26 protein-coding genes are annotated in these 22101 nt (G+C 73.3%); 12 read left to right on the top strand and 14 right to left on the bottom strand.

Translation table 11 applies throughout. The features are described 5' to 3' along the window. Positions 1–6 precede the first annotated feature (6 nt). Complete coding sequence (locus ACIGAN_RS34770; RefSeq protein WP_399863486.1) at positions 7–213, bottom strand: hypothetical protein; 207 nt, start codon at positions 211–213, stop codon at positions 7–9. 37 nt (positions 214–250) lie between these two features. Here ACIGAN_RS34770 and ACIGAN_RS34765 point away from each other — a divergent pair, with 37 nt between their 5' ends. Then, a complete protein-coding gene (locus ACIGAN_RS34765; RefSeq protein WP_399863460.1) occupies positions 251–1042 on the top strand; it encodes a TVP38/TMEM64 family protein in 792 nt (263 codons plus the stop codon). A gap of 22 nt (positions 1043–1064) precedes the next feature. Here ACIGAN_RS34765 and ACIGAN_RS34760 read toward each other — a convergent pair whose 3' ends face one another. Further along, a complete protein-coding gene (locus tag ACIGAN_RS34760) occupies positions 1065–2234 on the bottom strand; it encodes a thiolase family protein (RefSeq protein WP_365742043.1) in 1170 nt (389 codons plus the stop codon). Positions 2235–2327: 93 nt separating this feature from the next. Between ACIGAN_RS34760 and ACIGAN_RS34755 the strand changes: the two genes are divergently transcribed. The 3 genes from ACIGAN_RS34755 (at position 2328) to ACIGAN_RS34745 (ending at position 4110) form a co-directional block, all read left to right on the top strand. After that, entirely contained in the window at positions 2328–2798 is a 471-nt protein-coding gene (locus ACIGAN_RS34755) for a winged helix-turn-helix transcriptional regulator (RefSeq protein ID WP_399863457.1), read from the top strand. 159 nt (positions 2799–2957) lie between these two features. After that, positions 2958–3833: an undecaprenyl-diphosphate phosphatase gene (locus tag ACIGAN_RS34750; RefSeq protein WP_365099200.1), complete on the top strand. Its 876-nt coding sequence runs from the start codon at positions 2958–2960 to the stop codon at positions 3831–3833. Positions 3834–3930: 97 nt separating this feature from the next. Further along, positions 3931–4110: a hypothetical protein gene (locus ACIGAN_RS34745; protein WP_365099201.1), complete on the top strand. Its 180-nt coding sequence runs from the start codon at positions 3931–3933 to the stop codon at positions 4108–4110. 22 nt (positions 4111–4132) lie between these two features. On the opposite strand, the gene ACIGAN_RS34740 is transcribed toward ACIGAN_RS34745, so the two are convergent. Next, a complete protein-coding gene (locus ACIGAN_RS34740) occupies positions 4133–4753 on the bottom strand; it encodes a DUF4291 domain-containing protein (RefSeq protein ID WP_399863484.1) in 621 nt (206 codons plus the stop codon). Positions 4754–5024: 271 nt separating this feature from the next. Here ACIGAN_RS34740 and lnt point away from each other — a divergent pair, with 271 nt between their 5' ends. Then, positions 5025–6599, top strand: coding sequence for an apolipoprotein N-acyltransferase (lnt, locus tag ACIGAN_RS34735; RefSeq protein ID WP_399863454.1), 1575 nt, complete (start codon positions 5025–5027; stop codon positions 6597–6599). Here lnt and ACIGAN_RS34730 read toward each other — a convergent pair. Further along, a complete protein-coding gene (locus ACIGAN_RS34730) occupies positions 6523–7428 on the bottom strand; it encodes a Gfo/Idh/MocA family protein (RefSeq protein ID WP_399863452.1) in 906 nt (301 codons plus the stop codon). The two genes, lnt and ACIGAN_RS34730, sit on opposite strands and share 77 nt — an antisense overlap. A 13-nt stretch (positions 7429–7441) precedes the next feature. Continuing rightward, a complete protein-coding gene (locus tag ACIGAN_RS34725) occupies positions 7442–8626 on the bottom strand; it encodes an FAD-dependent monooxygenase (RefSeq protein WP_399863449.1) in 1185 nt (394 codons plus the stop codon). A gap of 81 nt (positions 8627–8707) precedes the next feature. On the opposite strand from ACIGAN_RS34725, the gene ACIGAN_RS34720 reads away from it, so the two are divergent. The 3 genes from ACIGAN_RS34720 to ACIGAN_RS34710 all read left to right on the top strand — a co-directional run bounded on the left by ACIGAN_RS34720 (position 8708) and on the right by ACIGAN_RS34710 (position 10495). After that, complete coding sequence (locus ACIGAN_RS34720) at positions 8708–9298, top strand: TetR/AcrR family transcriptional regulator (protein ID WP_365099205.1); 591 nt, start codon at positions 8708–8710, stop codon at positions 9296–9298. Positions 9299–9342: 44 nt separating this feature from the next. Next, entirely contained in the window at positions 9343–9855 is a 513-nt protein-coding gene (locus ACIGAN_RS34715) for a DinB family protein (protein WP_399863447.1), read from the top strand. A gap of 112 nt (positions 9856–9967) precedes the next feature. Further along, on the top strand, positions 9968–10495 hold the full coding sequence (locus ACIGAN_RS34710; RefSeq protein ID WP_399863445.1) for a hypothetical protein: 528 nt from the start codon (positions 9968–9970) through the stop codon (positions 10493–10495). Positions 10496–10509: 14 nt separating this feature from the next. On the opposite strand, the gene ACIGAN_RS34705 is transcribed toward ACIGAN_RS34710, so the two are convergent. From ACIGAN_RS34705 to fabG, 5 genes are all read right to left on the bottom strand, one after another. Then, the gene (locus tag ACIGAN_RS34705) at positions 10510–11010 is read right to left on the bottom strand and encodes a hypothetical protein (protein WP_365742056.1); all 501 of its coding nucleotides are present in this window, start codon (positions 11008–11010) and stop codon (positions 10510–10512) included. 104 nt (positions 11011–11114) lie between these two features. Further along, complete coding sequence (gene ung / locus ACIGAN_RS34700; protein ID WP_399863443.1) at positions 11115–11798, bottom strand: uracil-DNA glycosylase; 684 nt, start codon at positions 11796–11798, stop codon at positions 11115–11117. A gap of 92 nt (positions 11799–11890) precedes the next feature. Continuing rightward, positions 11891–13477 (bottom strand): ABC transporter substrate-binding protein, encoded by a 1587-nt coding sequence (locus ACIGAN_RS34695; RefSeq protein WP_399863440.1) that lies wholly within the window; start codon positions 13475–13477, stop codon positions 11891–11893. Positions 13478–13669: 192 nt separating this feature from the next. Continuing rightward, the gene (locus ACIGAN_RS34690; RefSeq protein WP_365742061.1) at positions 13670–14428 is read right to left on the bottom strand and encodes an SDR family oxidoreductase; all 759 of its coding nucleotides are present in this window, start codon (positions 14426–14428) and stop codon (positions 13670–13672) included. Between the two features lie 13 nt (positions 14429–14441). Further along, positions 14442–15203 carry a 3-oxoacyl-ACP reductase FabG gene (gene fabG / locus ACIGAN_RS34685; protein ID WP_010041288.1) on the bottom strand — a complete coding sequence of 254 codons (762 nt, stop codon included), beginning with the start codon at positions 15201–15203 and terminating at the stop codon, positions 14442–14444. 228 nt (positions 15204–15431) lie between these two features. Here fabG and ACIGAN_RS34680 point away from each other — a divergent pair, with 228 nt between their 5' ends. Continuing rightward, positions 15432–15932: an excalibur calcium-binding protein gene (locus ACIGAN_RS34680; protein ID WP_399863437.1), complete on the top strand. Its 501-nt coding sequence runs from the start codon at positions 15432–15434 to the stop codon at positions 15930–15932. A 22-nt stretch (positions 15933–15954) separates the two neighbouring features. On the opposite strand, the gene ACIGAN_RS34675 is transcribed toward ACIGAN_RS34680, so the two are convergent. Then, positions 15955–16368: a DUF3037 domain-containing protein gene (locus tag ACIGAN_RS34675; RefSeq protein WP_365099213.1), complete on the bottom strand. Its 414-nt coding sequence runs from the start codon at positions 16366–16368 to the stop codon at positions 15955–15957. Further along, a complete protein-coding gene (locus ACIGAN_RS34670) occupies positions 16365–17120 on the bottom strand; it encodes a HipA family kinase (protein WP_399863435.1) in 756 nt (251 codons plus the stop codon). Before ACIGAN_RS34670 ends, ACIGAN_RS34675 begins: the two co-directional genes overlap by 4 nt. A gap of 201 nt (positions 17121–17321) precedes the next feature. On the opposite strand from ACIGAN_RS34670, the gene ACIGAN_RS34665 reads away from it, so the two are divergent. Further along, positions 17322–17804 carry a Rieske (2Fe-2S) protein gene (locus ACIGAN_RS34665; protein ID WP_399863432.1) on the top strand — a complete coding sequence of 161 codons (483 nt, stop codon included), beginning with the start codon at positions 17322–17324 and terminating at the stop codon, positions 17802–17804. Between the two features lie 291 nt (positions 17805–18095). Continuing rightward, positions 18096–18566, top strand: coding sequence for a pyridoxamine 5'-phosphate oxidase family protein (locus ACIGAN_RS34660; RefSeq protein WP_399863430.1), 471 nt, complete (start codon positions 18096–18098; stop codon positions 18564–18566). Between the two features lie 16 nt (positions 18567–18582). Here ACIGAN_RS34660 and ACIGAN_RS34655 read toward each other — a convergent pair whose 3' ends face one another. Beyond that, positions 18583–19485: a LysR family transcriptional regulator gene (locus ACIGAN_RS34655; protein ID WP_365099217.1), complete on the bottom strand. Its 903-nt coding sequence runs from the start codon at positions 19483–19485 to the stop codon at positions 18583–18585. A 75-nt stretch (positions 19486–19560) separates the two neighbouring features. Between ACIGAN_RS34655 and ACIGAN_RS34650 the strand changes: the two genes are divergently transcribed. Beyond that, entirely contained in the window at positions 19561–20514 is a 954-nt protein-coding gene (locus ACIGAN_RS34650) for a DMT family transporter (protein ID WP_399863428.1), read from the top strand. Positions 20515–20755: 241 nt separating this feature from the next. On the opposite strand, the gene ACIGAN_RS34645 is transcribed toward ACIGAN_RS34650, so the two are convergent. Next, entirely contained in the window at positions 20756–22087 is a 1332-nt protein-coding gene (locus tag ACIGAN_RS34645) for an aminotransferase class I/II-fold pyridoxal phosphate-dependent enzyme (RefSeq protein ID WP_365099219.1), read from the bottom strand. Positions 22088–22101 lie beyond the last annotated feature (14 nt).

Raw genomic sequence — 22101 nt, 5'->3', positions numbered from 1 at the left:
AGAGGGTCAGCTTCGGGCGCCGTCGACAGCGGCCAGGAGAACGGGGACGGCAGCCTTCGGCGCATCCGCGACCGCGGATGCTGCAAGGGCGAAGGCGTGCCGGAACATGAGGTCGATCATCGCCGACGCCGCATCGGGCGTCGAACGGTTTTCGTCCGGCCCGCTCACGGGGGGTGCGGCCGGGTTCTCCGTGACGGTCGTGAGACGAACCATACGGCGATCACACACATATGTCGGTTAGTGTCACCGGATGCTCGATGCCACCACCCGCTCTGGGGGCACCGCCACGGCCTCTCCCCGGGCCACCACCGCGGACCTCGCCGTCACCGCCTCCCCGGCGACGACCGCCCCGCCCGCCGTCTCCACCGGTTTCACCGCCCGCTGCACCAGAGTCGTGCTCTCCCCCTGGTCGCGGCTCTCCCTGCTCGTCGCCCTGCTCGCGGGGGCCGCCTGCGCGATGCTCCTGTTCGAACCGCAGCGCCTGCTGACGCAGGGCTGGCCGCCCCAACTGAGCGGAGCCGCCGCCGCGCTGGTGTTCGCGGCGGCGTACGGGGTGTGCACGGTGGCGTTCGTGCCGAGACCGCTGCTGAACCTCGCGGGGGGCGCCCTGTTCGGTTCGCAGGCCGGCCTCGGGGCGGCCCTGGCGGGCACGGTGCTGGGCGCCGGGATCGCCTTCTGCCTGGGCCGGGCGCTCGGCCAGGACGCGCTGCGGCCGCTGTTGCGGGGGCGCTGGCTGAAGGCGGCGGACGGGCAGCTCAGCCGGCACGGCTTCCGCTCGATGCTGGCGATCCGGCTGTTCCCCGGCGTGCCGTTCTGGGCCGCGAACTACTGCGCCTCCTTCTCCCGCATGGGCCTGCTGCCGTTCCTGCTGGCCACCGCTCTCGGATCGATCCCGAACACCGCCGCCTACGTGGTCGCCGGCGCCCGTGCCTCGACGCCGACGTCCCCCGCCTTCCTGATCGCCCTGGCGTGCATCGCCCTGCCCGCGCTGGCGGGCGTGGTGGTGGCCTGGCGCAAGCGGCACCAGCTGCGCCGTCTCTGACGGGCCCTCACCACCGTCCGCCTCAGACCCGTTCCAGGACCATGGCGTTGGCGAGCCCGCCCGCCTCGCACATGGTCTGGAGCGCGTACCGGGCGCCCCGTTCCCGCATCGCGTGCACCAGCGTCGTCGTGAGCCGGGTGCCGCTCGCGCCCAGCGGATGGCCGAGCGCGATGGCGCCGCCGTGCACGTTGACCCGGCCGAGGTCGGCGCCGGTCTCCTGCTGCCAGGCCAGGACGACGCTGGAGAACGCCTCGTTGACCTCGAACAGGTCGATGTCGTCGAGGGTGAGCGAGGCCCGGCGCAGCACCTTCTCGGTCGCCGGGATCACGCCCGTGAGCATGAGCAGCGGGTCGGAGCCGGTGACGGCGAAACTGTGCAGCCGGGCGAGCGGCCGAAGCCCGAGCCGGGCCGCGGTCTCGCTCGACGTGATGAGCACCGCCGAGGCGCCGTCGTTGATCGGGCTGGCGTTGCCCGCCGTGACGTTCCACTCGATCTGCGGGAACCGCTCGGCGAAGCCGGGGTCGTGGTAGGCGGGCCGCAGCCCGGCGAGGACCTCCGGGGTGCTGTCCGGGCGGACGCACTCGTCGCGCGTGACGCCCTCCAGGGGCGCGACCTCGGCGTCGAAGAGCCCCGCCTCCCAGGCCGCGGCGGCCTTGTGGTGCGAGGAGACGGCGAAGGCGTCCAGCTGCTCGCGGCCGATGGACCACTTGGCCGCGATGAGCTCGGCGCTGATGCCCTGCGGGACGAGTCCCTCGGGGTAGCGCCCGGCGACTCCGGGGCCGAAGGGGTCCGCGCCGGGCGGCACGTTCGACCACATGGGCACCCGGCTCATCGACTCGACCCCGCAGGCCACCACGAGGTCGTAGGCGCCGGAGAGGACGCCCTGGGCGGCGAAGTGCACGGCCTGCTGGGAGGAGCCGCACTGGCGGTCGACGGTGGTCGCGGGCACCGACTCCGGGAAGCCGGCGGACAGGACGGCGTAGCGGGTTGTGTTCATGGCCTGCTCGCCGACCTGGTCGACGGTGCCGCCGATGACGTCGTCGATCAGCGCCGGGTCGACGCCCGACCGCTCGACGAGGGTGCGCAGGGTGTGGGCGAGCAGCTCCACCGGGTGGACGTGCGCGAGGGCGCCGTTCGGCTTCCCCTTGCCGATCGGGGTGCGTACGGCTTCGACGATCACTGCGTCTCGCATGGGCGGGCCTCCACGGCTACTGGTGAGTAGGAAATCCGAACTCACGGTATCCCGCAGGGTTGGAAAATCCAACCCTCTCGTAGACTGAGCGCCATGGCCGCCCGCAAAGATCCGCGCCCCTGCTCCATCGCCGACACCCTGACGCTGGTCGGCGAGAAGTACTCGCTGCTCGTGCTGCGGGAGGTGTGCCTGGGCAACGGCCGGTTCGACCAGCTCGTGCGCAACATCGGCGCTCCGCGCGACATCCTCGCCACCCGGCTGCGCCGGCTCGTGGACGCCGGGATCCTCGCCAAGCACCTCTACAGCGAGCGCCCGCAGCGCTTCGAGTACCGGCCCACCCGGGCCGGACTGGAACTGGAGCCGGTGCTGCTGACGCTCATGGCGTGGGGCGACCGCCATCTGCGCGCGGACGGCGACCGCCCGATGGTCCTGGAGCACTCCTGCGGCCGGGCCCTCGCCCCGGTCGTCACCTGCCGGGCCTGCGGCGACGAGGCGCGCCACGAGGACCTCACGGCCCGTCCGCAGACGCCCGGCTGGACGGTGACCGGACCGACCGCGGCCTGATCCGCTCCGCTCCGGGACCGCTTCCAAACCCCTGTGTCCGGCCCGTCTCCCGGGGGCGCTACGCTTCCCCCTCGGCACACATGATCCCCCGTTCCTCGCGACGGCGGCCCGGTGTGCCCGTCGTCCGTCCCACGATCGGCACTTGGACTCCGCTACCTCATGTCTTGGTTCGAATCACTCATCCTCGGACTCGTCCAGGGGCTGACCGAGTTCCTCCCCGTCTCCTCCAGCGCCCACCTGCGCCTGACGGCGGCCTTCTCGGGCTGGGAGGACCCGGGCGCGGCCTTCACGGCGATCACGCAGATCGGCACCGAGGCCGCCGTGCTGATCTACTTCCGCAAGGACATCGGGCGGATCATCTCTGCGTGGACGCGCTCGCTCACGAACAAGGCGCTGCGCGGCGACCCCGACGCCCGGATGGGCTGGCTGGTGATCGTCGGCTCGATCCCGATCGGCGTGCTCGGCGTGACGCTGAAGGACCAGATCGAGGGCCCCTTCCGCGACCTCAGGATCACCGCCACGATGCTGATCGGCATGGGCATCGTCCTGGGCGTCGCCGACCGGCTCGCCGCGCGGGACGAGAGCGGCGGCCGGCACCGCGCGCCCAAGCAGCGCAAGGCCCTGGAGGACCTCGGCGTCCGGGACGGCCTGATCTACGGCCTGTGCCAGGCCATGGCGCTGATCCCGGGCGTCTCCCGCTCCGGCGCGACCATCAGCGGCGGCCTGTTCATGGGGTACAAGCGCGAGGCCGCGGCCCGCTACTCGTTCCTGCTCGCCATCCCCGCCGTGCTGGCCTCCGGCCTGTTCGAGCTGAAGGACGCCACCGAGAGCGGCCATGTCTCCTGGGGTCCGACGATCTTCGCCACGGTGATCGCCTTCGGCGTCGGCTACGCGGTGATCGCCTGGTTCATGAAGTTCATCTCGACCAAGAGCTTCATGCCGTTCGTCTGGTACCGCATCGCGCTCGGCATCGTCATCATCGCCCTGGTCAGCACGGGTGCCATCAGCCCGCACGCGGGTGAGCCGGCGCACTGAGACGGCCTGTTGTGACCCCCGTCTCGTGACCAACCGCATAGCGATCCGGTAGCCGTCCGGTAGCGGCCTGTCAGTGGCTGCCCCTAGGCTTGTCCGCATGTCCCCCGATTTCGTGACCCCTGGTTCCGTGCGGTCCGCCGCCGAGGTCAACGAGGAGATCCGTGCGCTGTGGCGGCGCACGGGCGGCACCCTGTCGGCCGAGGAGCGCGCGGAGTACGAGCTGCTCGTCGTCGAGTGGGCGGCCGCGATGCGCGGCGCCGTCGTCAAGGCGGCCTGACCGGCCACCGCGCTCCCGTCCCTCAGGCGCCCAGCCGCGCCAGCACCTCCTCCTCGACCGGATAGGGCCGCTCCTCGGGCAACAGCCCGGCGGCCGCTGCGAGTTCACCCGCCCGCACCCGCGCGTGGATCTCCGCCGCGAGCGGCGTGACGTCCTCGATCCCCACGATCCACTCGTCCGCGTACCGCGCGGCCGCCTCCCCGGCGAGCCCCAGCTGGAGCGAGCGGTGCGGCAGCGGCCGCAGCAGCAGATCCCGCTCCGGGTCCCACTGCACCCGCGCCGGCGCCCGCTTCAACTGCCGTTGCCAGGCGGACCGGTCGCCGTGCAGGGCGGGCACATGGTGGGACAGGCAGGCGTGGCGCAGCGCCCAGAGGAAGCCCTCCCGCCGGATCTCGACCGCCAGGACCGTCTCCTGGCCCTCCTTGGTGCCCCAGCCGCAGCGGTACATCATCCACAGGAACGACGGCTTGATCCAGGTCATGCGGTCGCGCTTCCAGGACGACGGGAAGCGGCCGTTCCGGGCCGCGGGGCCGCCGATCTCCGGGCGGTAGGCCTGGTAGACGGTGAGCGTGGACTCCGTGTGGCGGGCCCGTACCGCACAACGCGGCTCGCTCCGCCGGTGCGCTTCGTTCTGCCCGGGCAGTTCCCTCTGCCCGAGCACTTCGTTCTGCCCGAGCACTTCATTCTGATCGAGCACTTCATTCTGATCGAGCACTTCATTCTGATCGTTCACGAGGACAGGCTCGCCGCCGCGGACACCTCGCGGCCACCGAATATCGCGCACGGCTCCAGGTCCATGACCGGCGGCGCCTTCCGGGGCGGCCACCCCGTCTGTGGTCGACTGGCCCGGCCTCCTCTGTCCTAGATCGTCCGCAGGACGCACACTGGAGGCACCTGCGGGGTAGGAGGCGCCCATGAAACGGCTCGGCCACTGGCTCTCCTCCCCTTGGCGGCGCTCGGCCGCCGCCGCGGTCGCGGGCGCCCTCCCCGTCCTGGCGTTCCCCGCCCCGTCCCTGTGGTGGTGGGCCTACGTCGCGCTGGTCCCGTGGCTCCTGCTGCTGCGGACCGCGCCGACCGGGAAACGGGCGGTGTACGACGGCTGGTGCGGCGGCTTCGGCTTCATGCTGGCCATGCACCACTGGCTGCTGCCGAGCCTGCACGTGTTCACGTTCGTCATCGCCGCCCTGCTCGGCGCCCTGTGGGGCCCCTGGGGCTGGCTGGTGCGCCGTCACCTGGGCGGGATCCCGTCCCGGCGCCGGGTCGCCGTGGCGCTGCTGGTGCTGCCCTCGGGGTGGCTGGCCGTCGAGCTGGTCCGCTCCTGGCAGGGGCTCGGCGGCCCCTGGGGCGTGCTCGGCAGCAGCCAGTGGCAGGTCGGGCCCGCGCTCCGGCTGGCCTCGGTCGGCGGGGTGTGGCTGCTGAGCTTCCTGCTGGTGGCGCTGAACGTGGCCGTCGCCGTCCTCGTCGCGGTCCGCGGCGCCCGGGTGCCGGCCCTGGCCGGACTCGTCGCCGTGGCCACCGCCACCTCCGCCGCCTGGGCCTTCGCACCCCGCCCCGCCGTCGACGGCCAGGTCCGGATCGCCGTCGTCCAGCCGGGCGTGATCGGCGGCCCGGACAGCGGCGACCGCCGGTTCGACCGCGAGGAGCAGCTCACCCGCCGGCTCGCCGGGCAGGACGTCGACCTGATCGTGTGGGGCGAGAGCAGCGTCGGGTTCGACCTCGGCGACCGGACCGACCTCGCCCGCCGCCTCGCGGACCTCTCCCGCGTGACGGGCGCCGACATCCTGGTCAACGTGGACGCGCGGCGCTCCGACAAGCCCGGCATCTACAAGAGCTCGGTCCTCGTCGGGCCGGACGGCCTGACCGGGCAGCGCTACGACAAGATGCGCCTGGTCCCCTTCGGCGAGTACGTCCCGGCCCGCTCACTGCTCGGCTGGGCCACCTCCGTCGGCAAGGCGGCCGGGGAGGACCGGCGGCGCGGCTCCCGGCCGGTCGTCATGGACGTGGGCGACGGCCTGCGCGCCGGGCCGATGGTGTGCTTCGAGACGGCCTTCCCCGACATGACCCGCCACCTCACGCGCGAAGGCGTGGACGTGCTCGTCGGCCAGTCCGCGACGTCCACCTTCCAGCACAGCTGGGCGCCGGAGCAGCACGCCTCGCTGGCCGCGCTGCGCGCCGCCGAGACCGGCCGCCCCATGGTGCACGCGACCCTCACGGGCGTGTCGGCCGTCTACGGGCCGCAGGGACAGCGCGTCGGCCCGCGGCTCGGCACGGACGCCTCCGCCGCCCAGGTCCACGACGTCCCCCTCGCGCACGGCACCACGCCCTACGTCCGGTACGGCGACTGGACGGTGCACGCCGCCCTGCTGATCCTCGCCGCGTGGGCGGCCGGTGAGGGCGTACGGACGCTGCGGCTCAGGCGGTCCGCTCCTGAACCGCGCGTACCACCCGTTCGCACAGCTCATGGGTCTCCAGCGCGTCCCGGGCGCTGAGCGGCCGGCCCGCCCGGACCGCGTCGAGGAACGCCAGCACCGCCTGCTCGATGCCGCGCTGCCGGGCGACCGGCACCCAGTCCCCGCGCCGCCGTACGGTCGGCTGCCCCTTGTGGTCGATCACCTCGGCGAGGTTGACCACCTGCCGCTTGGTGTCCTGGCCGGAGACCTCCAGGATCTCCTCGGCGGAGCCGCTGAGCCGGTTCATCACGCCCAGCGCGGTGAAGCCGTCCCCGGCGAGCTGGAGCACCACGTGGTGCAGCAGGCCGTCCTGGACGCGGGCGCGCACGGTGACGTCGTCGATCGTGCCGGGCGCCAGGAACCGCAGGGTGTCGACGACGTGGATGAAGTCGTCGAGGATCATCGCGCGCGGCTCCTCGGGCAGCCCGACGCGGTTCTTCTGCATCAGGATCAGCTCGCGGGGGTGGTCGGCGCACTGCGTGTAACCGGGGGCGTGGCGCCGGTTGAAGCCGACGGCGAGACTCACGCCCCGCTCCTCGGCGAGGGCCACCAGCCGCGCGGAGTCGGCGAGTTCGTAGGCGAGCGGCTTGTCGACGTAGGTGGGGACGCCCGCTTCCAGCAGCCGTGTCACGATCTCCGGGTGGACGAGCGTGGGCGCGTGCACGAAGGCGGCGTCGAGGCCCGCCGCGAGCAGGGAGTCGAGGGTGGTGTGCCGCCGCTCGCGCGGGAGGTGGAGGCCGTCGGCGACCCGGTCGAGCGTGGCGGGCGTGCGGGTCTGCAGGTGCAGCTCGACGCCCGGCTGGAAGGCGAGGACCGGAAGGTAGGCCTTCTGCGCGATGTCGCCGAGTCCGATGCAGCCGACCTTCACGTGGTGCTCTCCTCTAGTGGTTGCCTGCCGGGGACTGCTGCGAAGCATACGGCCGCTGCGGCGGCCGCCAGTCGGCGATGCCGTCGAAGCCGCGCAGGAACAGGGCGGGCCCGGCCTTGGACAAGGCGGCCATGGCGGTGTCGCGGACGGCGATGGCGGTGCGGCCGGTCATCAGGTTGAGGCGCGCGACCCGCACGGCCCGGCGTGCGACGGCGGTGGTGCGGGGCAGCCGGGCGCTGGTGTAGGCGGCCAGGTCGTCGCAGTGGTGGGCGAGGACGACCGCGTCCTCGATCGCCTGGTTGCCGCCCTGGCCGAGGGTCGGCGGCATGGCGTGCGCGGCGTCGCCGACCAGGGCGATGCGGCCGTGGTCATAGGCGGGCAGGGGCTCGGCGATGTGGTGGACGTCGTGGCGCAGCACGTCGCCGGGGCGGGCGGCGGCCAGCACGGCCGGGACCGGCTGGTGCCAGTCGCCGAAGCGGCGCAGCAGCTCGGCCCGTTCGTCGTCCGGCGCGCTTCCCCCGGCCGGGGCCGTGGCGGCGGCGTAGGCGTAGACGCGGCCGTCCTTGAGCGGGTGCGTGCCCCAGATCCGGCCCAGGCCCCAGGTCTCGTGCGAGGCGAACTCCACACCGGGCAGCGGGATCACGACCCGCCAGGTGGTGAAGCCGGAGTAGACGGGTCCGGGGTGGTGGGGGAAGAGCGCCCGGCGCACGGCGGAGTGGATGCCGTCGGCGCCGACCACGAGGTCGGCCTCCAGTTCGCCGTCGGGCGTGGTGACGCGGGCGGGCCGGCCCGGTCCGCCCGGGTCGGCGAGGGTCGCGGCGGCGGCCGTGCGCACGGTGTCCGCCGGGAGCCGGGAGACGAGGCTCGTGATGAGGGTGGCGCGGTGCAGCAGCACGAGCGGGCCGCCGTAGCGGGCGGCGGCGGCGTCGGCCGAGGTGCGCGCGAGCCACCGCCCGCCCGGGGTGCGCAGACCGCCGTCGCCCGCCCAGGCGGCGAGGGCGCGGATCTCGTCGCCGAGTCCGATGACGTCCAGGGCCCGCAGGGAGTTGGGGGCCAGTGAGATGGCCGCACCGACCGGCTCCAGCGAGCGGGCCTTCTCCAGCACGGTGACCCGCCAGCCGCGCGCGTGCAGGGCCGCCGCCGCGGTCAGGCCCCCGATCCCGCCGCCGATCACGACGGCTCGCCTCGACGGTGCCATGGCTCCTCCTCGCCTCTCACTACAGCTGTAGTACACCGGTGACGTTACTACATCCGTAGTGAGACGGGTAGCGTGGCCGCCATGTCCGTACGCACCACCGGCCCCTCCCGCGCCGATCTCGTCGCCGACACCGCCCTCGCCCTGCTCGCCGAGCGCGGGATGCGCGGTCTGACGCACCGCGCGGTCGACGAGGCCGCCGGGCTCCCGCAGGGCTCGACGTCGAACGTGGCGCGGAGCAGGCAGGCGCTGCTGGAGCTGGCGGTGCGGCGGCTGGCCGACCGCGAGGCCCGGGTGCTCGCACTGCACGAGATGCCGGACCCCCGGGCCGGGACCGAGTCGCTGCTGGACGCCCTGGCCCTGGCGACCCACCGCGCCCTGACCGGCCACCGCGCGCTCACGCTGGCCCGCTACGAACTGGCCCTGGAGGCGACGCGCCGCCCCGAGCTGCGCGTCTTCTTCGACGCGGCGGGCGCCCGCTTCCGCGACCAGCTGGCCGCCCTCGTCACCGGCCTGGGCTCCACCGACCCCGACCGGCACACGCTGTCGCTGATCGCCTGGGCGGACGGACTGATGTTCAGCTGCGTGGCGGGGTCGTTCGGCGCGGCGACCCCGAGCCTGGAGGATGTGCGGGCCGGACTGCGGGAGTTGCTGGCCGGGATGCTCCGGGTCTGAGAAAACCCGTGGTGCGGCCCGGGACGCGGGGAAAGGATGGGGGCATGACGACCGAACGCAGCATGCCCGCCACGACCGCCGACGAACGCACGATGCTGGAGGGGTGGCTGGAGTTCCACCGGCAGACCCTCGCGTGGAAGTGCGAGGGACTGAGCGACGAGCAGCTCAGGACCGCCTCCGCGCCCCCCTCGGAACTGTCCCTGCTGGGCCTCGTGCGGCACATGGCGGACGTGGAGCGCAGCTGGTTCCGCCGCGTGCTGGCCAACGAGGACGCGCCGCCGCTGTACTTCAGCGACGACGACCTGGACGGCGAGTTCCACCTGACCGAGGCCGACACCTGGGCAGAGGCCGGCGCCGCCTGGCAGGGCGAGATCGAGGCGGCCCGCGCCAACGCCGCCCGCTTCGGCCTGGACGACATCTCCGAGGGCAAGCACCGGCGCACCGGCGAGCGGTTCAACCTGCGGTGGATCTACACGCACATGATCGAGGAGTACGCGCGCCACAACGGCCACGCCGACCTGCTCCGCGAGCGCATCGACGGCGCGACCGGCGACTGACGTCAGCCCGGGCGCGGCCGCGCCCTCCGTACGGGGCGGGACGTCACCCGTGCGGGGCATCCTGCGCCGGTCCGCCGCCCGGGCGCGGGCCGGACGCACCAGAGTGACGCGGGTGCATCGAACGACGACCACAGCGACGCTCCTGGTGACCGTGGCGGTCTCGGCCCTGGCCGGCTGTACGACGGTGCAGCAGCCCGTGGCGCCGGGCCCCTCGGCGGCCCCGTCCCGGCCGCCGCTGCCCGGGGAGCGGACGGAGCCGCAGATCGTGCAGGCACCGGCCCGCGAGGCCCTGCAGCTCATCGAGGAGGCGTCCCGCCGCCCCATGCCGGCGGCCCCGGGGTCCGGCCCGTCGACGGCGCGAGCGGCCGCGCCCCCGGCGGAGGCGCCCGAGCGGCAGCGGCCGCCGTCCGGCCGGCACGAGGCCCGTACCCGGCCCGTCCGCCCGGACCGCCCCGAGCCGCCTCGCCGCAGCCCTCAGCGGCCGCGCGCCGACCGCCCCGGCGTCCCGGAGCCGGTGCGGCAGGGTGTCGGCGGGCAGGTGCCCGGCGGCACGGACGTGTGCGCGCTGGGCCGGCGCTACGGGGGCTGGCGGGCGGACAGCCCGGAGGCGACGATCTGCCGGGACACCTACGGGCGTTGACCGCTGCCTCGGGGTCAGGGCCGCTGCCGCGGTGGCGTCCACGTCCCGCCGCCGCCCGGACCGCCCTCGCCCAGACGGGCCCGAAGCCGCTCGATGGCCGCCCGGACGCCCTCGCCGTAGCGGTCGTCGGCGAGGACGACGGCGGCTTCCCGGGCCCACCGCAGATGGGTGCGGGCGGCATCGAACCGGCCGAGTCCGACGTAGTCGTCGGCCAGGTTCAGATGCAGGCAGGGGTAGAACGCGAGCACCGCGAGGGCGTCCTCCCCGGCCTCCTGGGCCGCCGCCAACGCCCGTAGGTCCCAGGCCAGTTCGTCCGCCGGGTCGTCCTGGGTGTCGGCCAGGTAGTGGGCGAGGGTGCAGCGGTGCAGCGGGTCGCCGTGCTCGCCGATCTCCGCCCACAGATCCAGCAGGCGGTGGCGGGCCTCCTCGCGGTCCCCCGCGTGGTGCAGCATGACGACCTGCCCGATCCGCGTCAGCACCGCGTCCGGCGCCGCCTGCCCCTGTCGCTCCGCCACGACGCCCTCCGCCCTCTCGCCGGCTGTTCGTCCCGACGCTAGGGCCTGTCGTTCGGATCACGCCGCAGACGCGCGGTCCACCACGCGCACCTGCGGCGTCGTCCTCAGCCCAGGTTCGGGATGGTCCAGTCGATCGGCTCGTGGCCCTGCGCCGCCACCGCCGCGTTGATCTGCGTGAACGGCCGCGAGCCGAAGAACTTCTTCGCCGAGAGGGGCGAGGGGTGCGCGCCCTTGACCACCGCGTGCCGGCTCTCGTCGATCAGCGGGAGCTTCTTCTGCGCGTAGTTCCCCCACAGCACGAACACCGCCGGGTCGGGGCGCTCGGCCACGGCCCGGATCACGGCGTCGGTGAACTTCTCCCAGCCGCGGCCCTTGTGCGAGTTGGCCTCCCCGGCCCGGACCGTGAGCACCGCGTTGAGCAGCAGCACGCCCTGCTCGGCCCACGGCATCAGATAGCCGTTGTCCGGGACGGGGGTGCCCAGTTCCTCGTGCATCTCCTTGTAGATGTTGCGCAGGGACGGCGGGATCCGCACCCCGGGCCGGACCGAGAAGCACAGGCCGTGGCCCTGGCCCTCGCCGTGGTAGGGGTCCTGACCGAGGATCAGGACCTTGACCCGGTCGTAGGGCGTGGCGTCCAGCGCCGCGAAGACCTCCTCGCGCGGCGGGTAGACGGGACCCTTCGCCCGCTCCTCCTCGACGAACTCCGTCAGCTCCTTGAACCAGGGCTGCTGCAGTTCGTCACCCAGAACCCCGCGCCAGGACTCGGGCAGCATGGCGTTGTCGGTCACGTCAACGTCCTCACGATGTGCGGTCACTTGCAGGCTCAGAACCTACCGGCGACCACTGACAACGCGCCCGGGAACGCCGGCTGCCCGCCGCCCTACCAGGCGGTCTTGCGGTGCAGCTCCCACATCATCATGATCGTCGACGGGTCCAGGGCCCGCTCGGCGCCCGAGACGTCCCGGCTGGCCGCCACGTACTGCCGGCCCTGCCACAGCGGCAGCAGCCGCGCGTCGTCCACCAGGATCCGCTGGGCCTCCTCGAACTCCTTCTCCACGTTCGCGCGGTCGCTCTCGCGGCGCGAGCGGGGCAGCAGGTCACCGGTGATCTCGGGGGCCGGGTAGGGCGTGCCGAGGGCGTTCTGCTCGCCGACGAAGGGCGCGATGAAGTTCTCGGCGTCCGGGAAGTCGGGGAACCAGCCGCGTCCGAAGACCGGGTACTCGCCCTTCTGGTAGCCCGCCACGTAGGTCTTCCAGGGGCGGCTCTTGAGGCTGATCGAGAACAGGCCGGAGTCCTCCAGCTGGCGCTTCAGCTCCTTGAACTCGGCGGCGGTCTCGGAGCCGTAGCGGTCGCTCGTGTACCAGAAGGTCAGCGGGACCTTCTGGTTGATGCCGGCCTCGGTGAGGATCTTGCGGGCCTTGGCGACGTCGGGGTCGCCGTAGTCGTCGAAGAAGCCGGTGGTGTGGCCGGTGAGGCCCTTGGGGACCATGGAGTAGAGCGGGTCGACGGTGTCTTTGTAGACCTTGTGGGCGATCGCCGCCCGGTCGATGACCTGTGCGATGGCCTGGCGCACGGCCTTCTTGTTCGCCCAGGGGTCCTTCGGGTTGAACACCAGGTAGTTGATGTCCGTGCCGGTGCCCTCGACGAGCTGGATCTCCTCCTCCTTGGAGGTCTTGCTCTGCAGGTCGACGACGTCCCCGGCGGCCAGACCGCGGTAGGTCACGTCGATCCGCTCGTCCCGCAGGGCCTCGACCATCTCGCCGGAGTCCTGGAAGTAGCGGATGGTGACCGCGGTGTTCCGCCGCTGGGCGAAGCCCTGGTAGGCGTCGTTCTTGACGAGCACGGCCTCCTCGCCCTCGTCGTACGAGTCGAGGGTGTAGGGCCCGGAGCCGACGACGTCACCGCTCTTGCGCAGGCCGTCCGCCGGGTAGTCCTTCGGCGAGACGATGGACATCGCGGGCGTGGCGAGCACGAACGGGAAGGTGGCGTCGGGCTTGTTGAGGTGGAAGATCACCTCGCGGTCGTTGGGCGCCTGGACCCGTTCGAGGCTGCCCAGCAGACCGGCGGGCCCGCCGTTGACGTTGATCTTGCGGATCCGGTCGAACGAGTGCTTCACGGCCTGGGCGTCGAGCGCCTCGCCGTTGGAGAACTTCAGGCCCTCACGCAGCTCGCAGCGGTAGACCTGGTTCGACGCGTCGCTGAACTGGCACCGCTCGGCGGCGTCCGGCTGGGGCGCGGTCTCACCGGTGGGGTAGCTCAGCAACGTCTGGTAGATGTTGCGGAACAGTTCCCAGGAGCTGTCCCAGGACGCGGCGGGATCGAGCGTGCTGGGGGCACTGGTGGTGCCGACGACGATCGGCCCCGCGTCGTCCGGGGTGTCGGACGACAGTACGCCGCATCCGGCCACCAGGGACGATATGGACGCGATGGCCGCCACCCGCCGCAGGCATCGGTTCCGGTTGAACACGCGCACGCTCCTCGATCTGCCATACCAAGGGTCGGCAGACCATACCGCAGTGCCGCGCCCCCTGACCCTCCCCGGAACACGACCTCTTGATCGATAAACCTTTGACGACGTTGTCATCGGCCTTCGCGGTGGATTTTCGACGGCACGGGCGCCCTGAGCGGTCCTCGGGGCGCCCGTGCCGGGTGCTTCGCCTCAGCCGGTACCGGCGTTGAGGAAGATGCCGCCGTCCACCACGAGGGTCTGGCCGGTGATCCAGTCGGACTGCTCGGAGGTGAGGAACGCGGCCGCGCCGCCGATGTCGGAGGGCACGCCGAGCCGGCCGAGCGGGTAGGCCGCCGCGGCCTCCGCCTCCCGGCCCTCGTACAGGGCCTGGGCGAACTTGGTCTTCACCACGGCCGGGGCGATCGCGTTGACCCGCACCCCGGGCGCGAACTCGTGCGCGAGCTGCACCGTCAGGTTGATCATCGCCGCCTTGCTGACGCCGTAGGCGCCGATGAACGGCGAGGGCGAAAGGCCCGCGACGGAGGCGATGTTGACGATCGCGCCGCCGTTGTCCTTCTGCCAGGCGTGCCAGGTCTTCTGGGCGAAGCCCAGCGCCGAGACGACGTTGGTCTCGAAGACCTTGCGCGCCACGTTGAGGTCGAGGTCGGCGATCGGCCCGAACACCGGGTTGGTGCCCGCGTTGTTGACCAGGAAGTCGACACGGCCGAAGGCCTCCATCGCGCGGTCGACGGCGACGGCCTGGTGGGCCTCGTCGTGCGCCTTGCCGGCCACGTACACCGCGCGGTCGGCACCGAGCCGCTCGACGGCCTCCTTGAGGGCGTCCTCGTTGCGGCCGGTGATGACGACGCGGTCGCCGCGCGCCACGAGCGCCTCGGCGACGCCGTAGCCGATTCCGCGGCTGGCGCCCGTGACGAGGGCGACCTTGCCGGAGAGTTCCGTGGAAGTCATGTTCTCTTCGTCCTTAGTCGAGCGGTCCGCCGGCCACGTACAGCACCTGGCCGGAGACGAACCCGGCGGCCTCGCCGGTGAAGAAGGCGATGGCGTTCGCGATGTCCTCGGGCTCGCCGACCCGGGCCACCGGGATCTGGGTGGCGGCGGCGGCCTTGAAGTCCTCGAAGCCCATGCCCACGCGCTCGGCGGTGGCCTTGGTCATCTCGGTGGCGATGAAGCCGGGGGCGACGGCGTTGGCGGTGACGCCGAACTTGCCGAGTTCCTTGGCGAGGGTCTTGGTGAAGCCCTGCAGACCGGCCTTGGCGGCCGAGTAGTTGACCTGGCCGCGGTTGCCGAGCGCGGAGGACGAGGACAGGTTGACGATCCGGCCGAAGCCCGCGTCGACCATGTGCTTCTGGCAGGCCTTGGACATCAGGAAGGCGCCGCGCAGGTGCACGTTCATGACGGTGTCCCAGTCGGAGACGCTCATCTTGAACAGCAGGTTGTCGCGCAGCACGCCCGCGTTGTTGACCAGGATCGTGGGCGCGCCGAGCTCCTCGGTGATCCGCGCGACGGCCGCTTCGACCTGCGCCTCGTCGGAGACGTCGCAGCCGACCGCGATCGCCTTGCCCCCGGCGGCGGTGATCTTCTCGACGGTGTCCTTGCAGGCGGCCTCGTCGAGGTCGAGCACGGCGACCGCGCGGCCCTCGGCGGCCAGTCGTACGGCGGTGGCGGCGCCGATGCCGCGCGCGGCACCGGTGACGACGGCGACCCGCTGCTCAGTGGTGGACATGACTCGTTCTCCTCAGGTGAGCGACCGCTTAGTACCTTCAGTGGGTGTGACGCTAGAAGCCCTGGCACGCGGTGTCAACGGCCGGGCGCGGCATGTGATCCATCACCCGCGCCGGCCTGCCCGGCGAGGGGCCGGGAACACCCGAACGGCCCAGGACCGCAGGTGGCCGCCGTCCCCCCGCCCTAGCGTCGGAGCGCGAGCCCCTCGTGGCCGGAAAGGAGGCGCACCATGCGCCGTCGTACCGGTGTCATCGGCACGCTCCTCGCGGTCGCCGCGATCGTGCCCCTGTCCGCCCCCGCTCATGCCCAGCCCGACCGGGACTGCCGCGATTTCGCCTTCCAGGAGGACGCCCAGGCCGTGTTCGACGCGGACCGCAGCGATCCGCACCGGCTGGACGAGGACCGGGGCCCCGACGACGGCATCGCGTGCGAGGCGCTGCCGCGCCGCGGCAGCGGGATCATCTCCCCCACGTCCCCGGCCCCTCCGTCCGCGTCCGTGACCGCCACACCGGTCGCCCCGGTCCCGGCCACTCCGGTCCCGTCGCCCAGCACGACCGCGACCGCTCCCGCCGGGACCAGCGCCGCCACCCCGTCCCAGGGCGTGCGCGGCGGGGTCGGGGGCGCGGTCGCAGCGGGGCCGACCGACTGGGACGTCGGCCTGGGGCTGACGTTCGCCGTGGGCGCCTCGCTCATGGCGGGATACCTGATCAGGCGCCACCGCCGGCGCTGACGGCCGGGCGCGACCGGGGCGGCTACCGCACGAGCAGGCCCAGCAACCGCTCCGTCTCCGCCGCCGGATCCGTGGTCAGGCCCGTGTGGACGGGGCCGGGCTGGACGATCGTGGACCGGGGCGCGACCAGCCAGCGGAAGCGGCGGCCCGGGTCGTCGGCCGCCGCCTGGCCGGCCGCGGTGCCGCCCGCGCAGACGCCCTCCACCGCGCGCAGGGCGGCCCGGACACCGGCCACGTCCGCCTGCGGGTCGAGGGCGAGCAGGCGGGCCTCGTCCAGGTGGGTGCGCGCGCCGACGTAGGCCGCGGCCCGGCAGTAGACCAGCACCCCGGCGTTGATGCACTCGCCCCGTTCGACGCGCGGGACCACGCGCAGGACGGCGTACTCGTAGACCTGGCGCTCGCGCGGTCCGCCCCTGATGATGTGCCGGTCGTTCACTGGATCCCCCGGATGCGGTCGTGGATGACGGCGGCCCGGGCCAGCAGCGGCCGCGCGTAGGCCCGCCTGAGGTCGTCCGGGGTGTCGAAGCCGGGCTCGTCCGCGAGCCAGGCGTCCGGGACGCACCCGGTGACGTCGGCGAGGAGTTCCTCGGTGACCAGGGGCGCCAGGGCGGCCGCCGCGGCGCGGACGTCCGGCGCGAAGGGCGCCAGCGCGTGGTCGGAGGCGTCGTAGGGGCGGTCCGCCGAGGCTTCGGCGCCGGCCCAGTTGTGGTGCCAGATGACGGTGGCGCCGTGGTCGACGAGCCACAGTTCGCCCCGCCACATCAGCAGGTTGGGGTTGCGCCAGGACCGGTCGACGTTGTTGACCAGCGCGTCGAACCAGACGATCCGGCCGGCTTCCTGCGGGCTCACCCGGAAGGCGAGCGGGTCGAAGCCGAGCGCGCCGGAGAGGAAGTCCATGCCGAGGTTGATGCCCCCGCTGGAGCGCAGCAGGCTCTGCACCTGCTCCTCGGGTTCGCCCAGGCCCAGGTCCGGGTCGAGCTCGACCGTCACCAGGCGCGGCACCCGCAGCCCGAGCCGGCGCGCCAGTTCGCCGCAGACCACCTCGGCGACGAGGGTCTTGCGGCCCTGTCCGGCGCCGGTGAACTTCAGGACGTACGTGCCGGAGTCGTCGGCCTCGATCAGGCCCGGCAGCGAACCGCCCTCGCGCAGCGGCGCGATGAAGCGGGTCGCGATCACTTCCTTGAGCATCGCCCCAGGTTACTGACGTGCCGGCCGGCTCCGGCACCGGCACCTTGGCGGCGGGCGGGAAACCGACAGCGAACCGACAGCGGGGTTTTGTCCACAGCCGCCTCCGGGCGGGTCAGGATTTCTGCACCGTCTGAACAGGCGGTCCGCCGGGCCCGTACCTCCCGGCAGATCATCGACACCCTTCCGAAGGGACATGCCAGTATGACCAGCGCATCGCTCCAGCCCGCATCGGGTCCCGCCCGTCGTACCGTCGTGGCGGCGGCCGGAGCGGCGGGCCTCGCCGTCGCGCTGACCGCGTGCGGGGGCTCGGACGACGGCTCGTCCGGCTCCGCGGACTCCTCCGGAACCGCCCAGGGCGACCAGGGCGCGGGCAGCACCCCGTCGAGCGGAGGGGGCGGCGGCGCGCTCGCGTCGACCGCGGACATCCCCGAGGGCGGCGGCAAGGTCTTCGCCGACCAGAAGGTGGTCGTCACCCAGCCGACCGCGGGCGAGTTCAAGGCGTTCTCGGCCACCTGCACCCACCAGGGCTGTGCGGTGAAGAGCATCGCCGACGGCGTCATCAACTGCCCCTGCCACAACAGCAACTTCTCGATCACCGACGGCAGCGTGAAGAGCGGCCCGGCGACCAAGCCGCTGCCCGAGATGAAGATCACCGTCGCCGGGGACTCGATCACGCTCGCCTGAGTCCGTCGCGCGGACGCGTGCAGCACGCCGGCACCTCGTCCGCGGTCGCGACCGTGGCGACCGACGCGAGGGTGTGGCGCTCGTCGCGGGGGTGCGGTCACAGGGCACTCCCGCGACGGCGTCCGCGGGGACGGCGACGGCGTCCGCGGGGACGGCGGCGCGTCCGCGGTGCACGTTGCCGGCCGGGGCGGAACCCGTGCTTTTTCTGACGTGATGTCAGAGGATCGCTCCGGCACGACGTGAGTCAGAGGAGCGCTCTGGCACGACGTGAGAGAAGGAAAGAGGGGGAACATGACCGTCACACAGCAGCGCCGGGGCCGGAAGATCATGATGACGCCGGGCGAGCTGGACGATTTCCTCGGCACGCAGCGCACCTGCCGGGTCGCCACGGTGTCGGCCGACGGCGCCCCGCACGTGAGCACGCTGTGGTTCGCCTGGGACGGCACCTCGATATGGCTGTACTCGGTCGTGCGCAGCAAGCGGTGGGCCGATCTGCGGCGCGATCCGCGCGTGGCGATCGTGGTGGACACGGGCGAGGAGTACGACGAGCTGCGCGGCGCCGAACTGTCGGGCACCGTCGAGTTCGTCGGCGAGATCCCGCGCACGGGCGAGCTGTGTGCCGAACTCGACGTCCCCGAGACGCTGTTCGCGCGGAAGAACTTCGGCCTGGAGGAGCTGCCGCACGACGGCCGGCACGCCTGGCTGCGGCTGACCCCGCAGAAGATCGTGTCCTGGGACTTCCGCAAGCTGGCCGGGCGGTAGCGCCCCCGGGGGACGGTCAGCCGACGCTCTCCCCCGCCTCCCGCAGGGCCTTCACCGCGGCCCGGATCGACGGGCGGCGATCGGCGTCCGCGCGCCAGACGACATACACGTGCCGCCGGACCCGCTGGCTGACCGGGACGGTGACGACCCCCTCGGGCACCGGGTGGCGGCCCAGCAGCGGGGCGATGCACACCCCCAGACCGGCGGCGACCAGCCCGAGCTGGGTGTGGGTCTCGGCCGCGCGGTGGCCGACGATGGGCTCGATGCCCTTCGAGCGGAGCGTGAACATCAGCCACTCGTGGCAGAACTCGCCGTTGTTCCAAGTGATCCACTCGTCGTCGGCGAACTCGCCGAGGTCCACCTCCGCGCGGTCCGCGAGCCGGTGCCCGACCGGCACGGCCACGTCGGCCGGGTCGTCCAGGATCGACGCCTTGACCAGGCCCTCGGGCAGCGCCATCGGCTTGTTGTACCAGTCGAGCACCACGGCGAGGTCCAGGTCGCCGCGGACGACTCCGGCGATGCCCTGCTCCGGTTCCAGCTCGCACGAGCGCAGCCTGAGCCCGGGGTGCCGCTCGCGCAGGGCGGACAGGGCCTGCGGGAAGAGGCCGCGGGCGGCGGTCGGGAACGCCGCCAGCCGGAGCTCGCCGACGACCTGCCCGCGCTGCGCCTCCAGGTCGGACTGGGCGAGTTCGACCTGGGACAGGATGCGCGCCGCGTGCTCGGCGAGTAGCCGGCCGGCGTCGGTGAGCCGCACGCCCCTGCCGTTCTTCGCGAGGAGCTGCTGGCCGACCTCCCGCTCCAGCTTGGACAGCTGCTGGGAGACGGCGGAGGTCGTGATGTGCAGGCCCTCGGCCGCACCGCTGACCGAGCCGTGCCGGGCGAGGGCGTCGAGGGTACGCAGGCGCTCCAGGTTCAACATGTAAGAGATACTACGCAATACCGCGTGCGAATTCTCGATTGTGCTACGAGGTTCCGGTCCCGCATCGTGTTCTCCATGAGCACCGTCACCACCTCGCCCGGCCGGGCCGCCTCCGTCCCGCCCGCACCGTCCCGCCGCCGCCTCGACTGGCGGCTCCGCTTCGCCGCCCTGTCCCTGATCTGGGGCTTCAGCTTCCTGCTGATCAAGGTGGGCACCGAGGGATACGCCCCGTTCCAGGTGACGCTCGGCCGGCTCGTGTTCGGCACGGCCGTGCTGGCCGCCGCGATGGCCGTCCGGCGTGAGCGGCTGCCGCGCGGTGCCCGCACCTGGGGGCATCTGACGGTCGCCGCGTTCCTGCTCAACGCCCTGCCGTTCTCGCTGTTCGCGTACGCGGAGCTGACGATCCCGTCGACGCTGGCGGGCATCTGCAACGCGACCTCGCCGCTGTGGGGCATGGCGCTGTCGCTGGTCGCGCTGTCGGAGGACCGCCCGACCCGGGTGCGGGTGGCGGGGCTCGGGCTGGGCTTCCTGGGCGTGCTGACCGTGCTGGGCGCCTGGCAGGGCTTCCACGGCCTGGACGCCACGGGCACGGCGCTGGCCCTGCTGGCGTCCCTCAGCTACCCCGTCGGCTGGATCTACGTCCGCCGCACCCTGGCCGGCACCGGCCACTCGCACCTGTCGATGACCGGCGCGCAGCTGTTCCTGGCGACGGTGCAACTGGCCGTGGTCACCCCGCTGTTCACGACCCTGCCCGGCAGTCTGCCGGTCGGCCCCCTGCTGGCGATCGCCGCCCTGGGCGCCCTGGGCACCGGCCTCGCGGTGCTGCTGCAGTACGGCCTGGTCGACGAGGTCGGCCCGACGACCGCCCAGATGGTCACGTACTTCATCCCCGTCATCGCCACCGCCGCGGGCGTGGCCCTCCTGGGCGAGTCCCTCGCCTGGTCCACCCCGGTCGGGGCGGTGATCGTCCTGGCGGGAGCGGCACTGACCCAGGTACGGCCGAAGTCCCGGGCGGCTTCTCGGACGTGACCGCGCCGCGCCGGTCCTGCGGGCGGATCCTCGGAGGCCCGGCGCGGCGCACGGCCGGTTCCCCCGGACGAAGCCGCGCCTACACACCCCGGACCACCGCTCCTGAGACGCACCCGCGCCAGGCGCGAAAGCCGCCCTCAGACGCAGCCGCGCCAGGCCCGAAAGCCCCCGTCAGGCACACTCGCGCCGAGGGCCGAAAGCCGCCCTCAGCCACACCCGCACCGGGCCCGAAGGCCGTTTCTCAGACGTAGCCGCGCTGGGGTGCCGGCCCCAGGGCCGCGGCGATCGCGTCGGCCAGGGCCTCGGTCTCCCGCTCGGTGAGGGTCGAGACGGTCACCCTGATGCCGGGCGGGGCGCTCATCCGGAAGCGGGCGCCGGGCGCGACGGCCCACCCGGCGTGCAGCAGCCGCGCCACCGCCCCCGTCTCGTCCGGCACGGGCACCCACACGTTCATGCCGCTGCGCCCGTGCGCCGCGACCCCACGCCGGTCCAGCGCCCCGATCAGCGCGTCCCGCCGCCGCCCGTACGCGGCCGCCACCTCCCCCGTGTCGACCGCGCCGTCGGCCCACAGCCGCACCAGGGCCCGCTGCATCAGCCGGCTCACCCAGCCGGGCCCGAGCCGCTGCCGGCCGCGGACCCGGTCGACGGTGACGTCGTCCCCGGTGAGCAGGGCGAGGCGCAGGTCGGGACCGTAGGCCTTGGCGGCGGAGCGGACGAACGCCCAGTGCCGGGTGGTCCCGGCCAGCGGATGCAGGGGCAGGTCGACGATGCCGTGGCCGTGGTCGTCCTCGATGAGCAGCACCTCCGGGTGCACGCGGAGCAGGGCCCGCAGGGCACGCGCGCGTGCGCCGCTCACCGCCGCTCCGGTCGGGTTCTGCGCCCGGTCCGTGACGAGGAGGGCCCGCGCCCCGCCCTCCAGGGCCCGCCGCACGTCGTCCGGGCGCGGCCCCTCGTCGTCGACGCCGACGGGGACGGTCCGCAGTCCGAGCGCCGGCACCAGGTCGAGGGTGCGGCCCCAGCCGGGATCCTCGACGGCGACGGTGTCACCGGGCTTGAGATGGGCCGCGAGCACCCGCTCGACCCCGTCCAGGGCACCGGAGACCACGGCGAGCGGCCCGTCCGGCACCCCGTCGGCGTCGAATCCGGCGCGGGTCATCCGGGCCAGCTCCGCGTCCAGCGGATCCGCCCCGTAGAGCACGGGGGCGCGATCGCCCTCGGCGGCCGCCGCCGCGAACGCGCCCGCCAGGGGCGGCAGCAGAGCCGGGTCCGGATTGCCGTTCGCCACGTCCCGCACGCCCTCCGGGACGTCGACCCGGATGTGGTCCCGCCCGGTCGTGGCCGGCGCGGGCCGCACCCGGCTGCCGCGGCGGCCCGCGGTCTCGATGACGCCCCGTTCGCGCAGGGTCCGGTACGCGGCCGCGACGGTGTTGGGGTTGACCCCCAGTCGCTCCGCCAACTCCCGCATGGGCGGCAGCAGTTGTCCCGGACGCAGCTCACCGGCGCCCACCGCGCGCTCCACGCTCGCGGAAATGTCCGCTGCGCGGCGCCCACTGATCGGATACTCTCCTAGCACAAAACACATTATGC

This window comes from Streptomyces sp. NPDC085931 (genome assembly GCF_044540565.1).
Taxonomy (GTDB): Bacteria; Actinomycetota; Actinomycetes; order Streptomycetales; family Streptomycetaceae; genus Streptomyces.
This window is presented reverse-complemented; position numbering and strand designations above follow the sequence as displayed.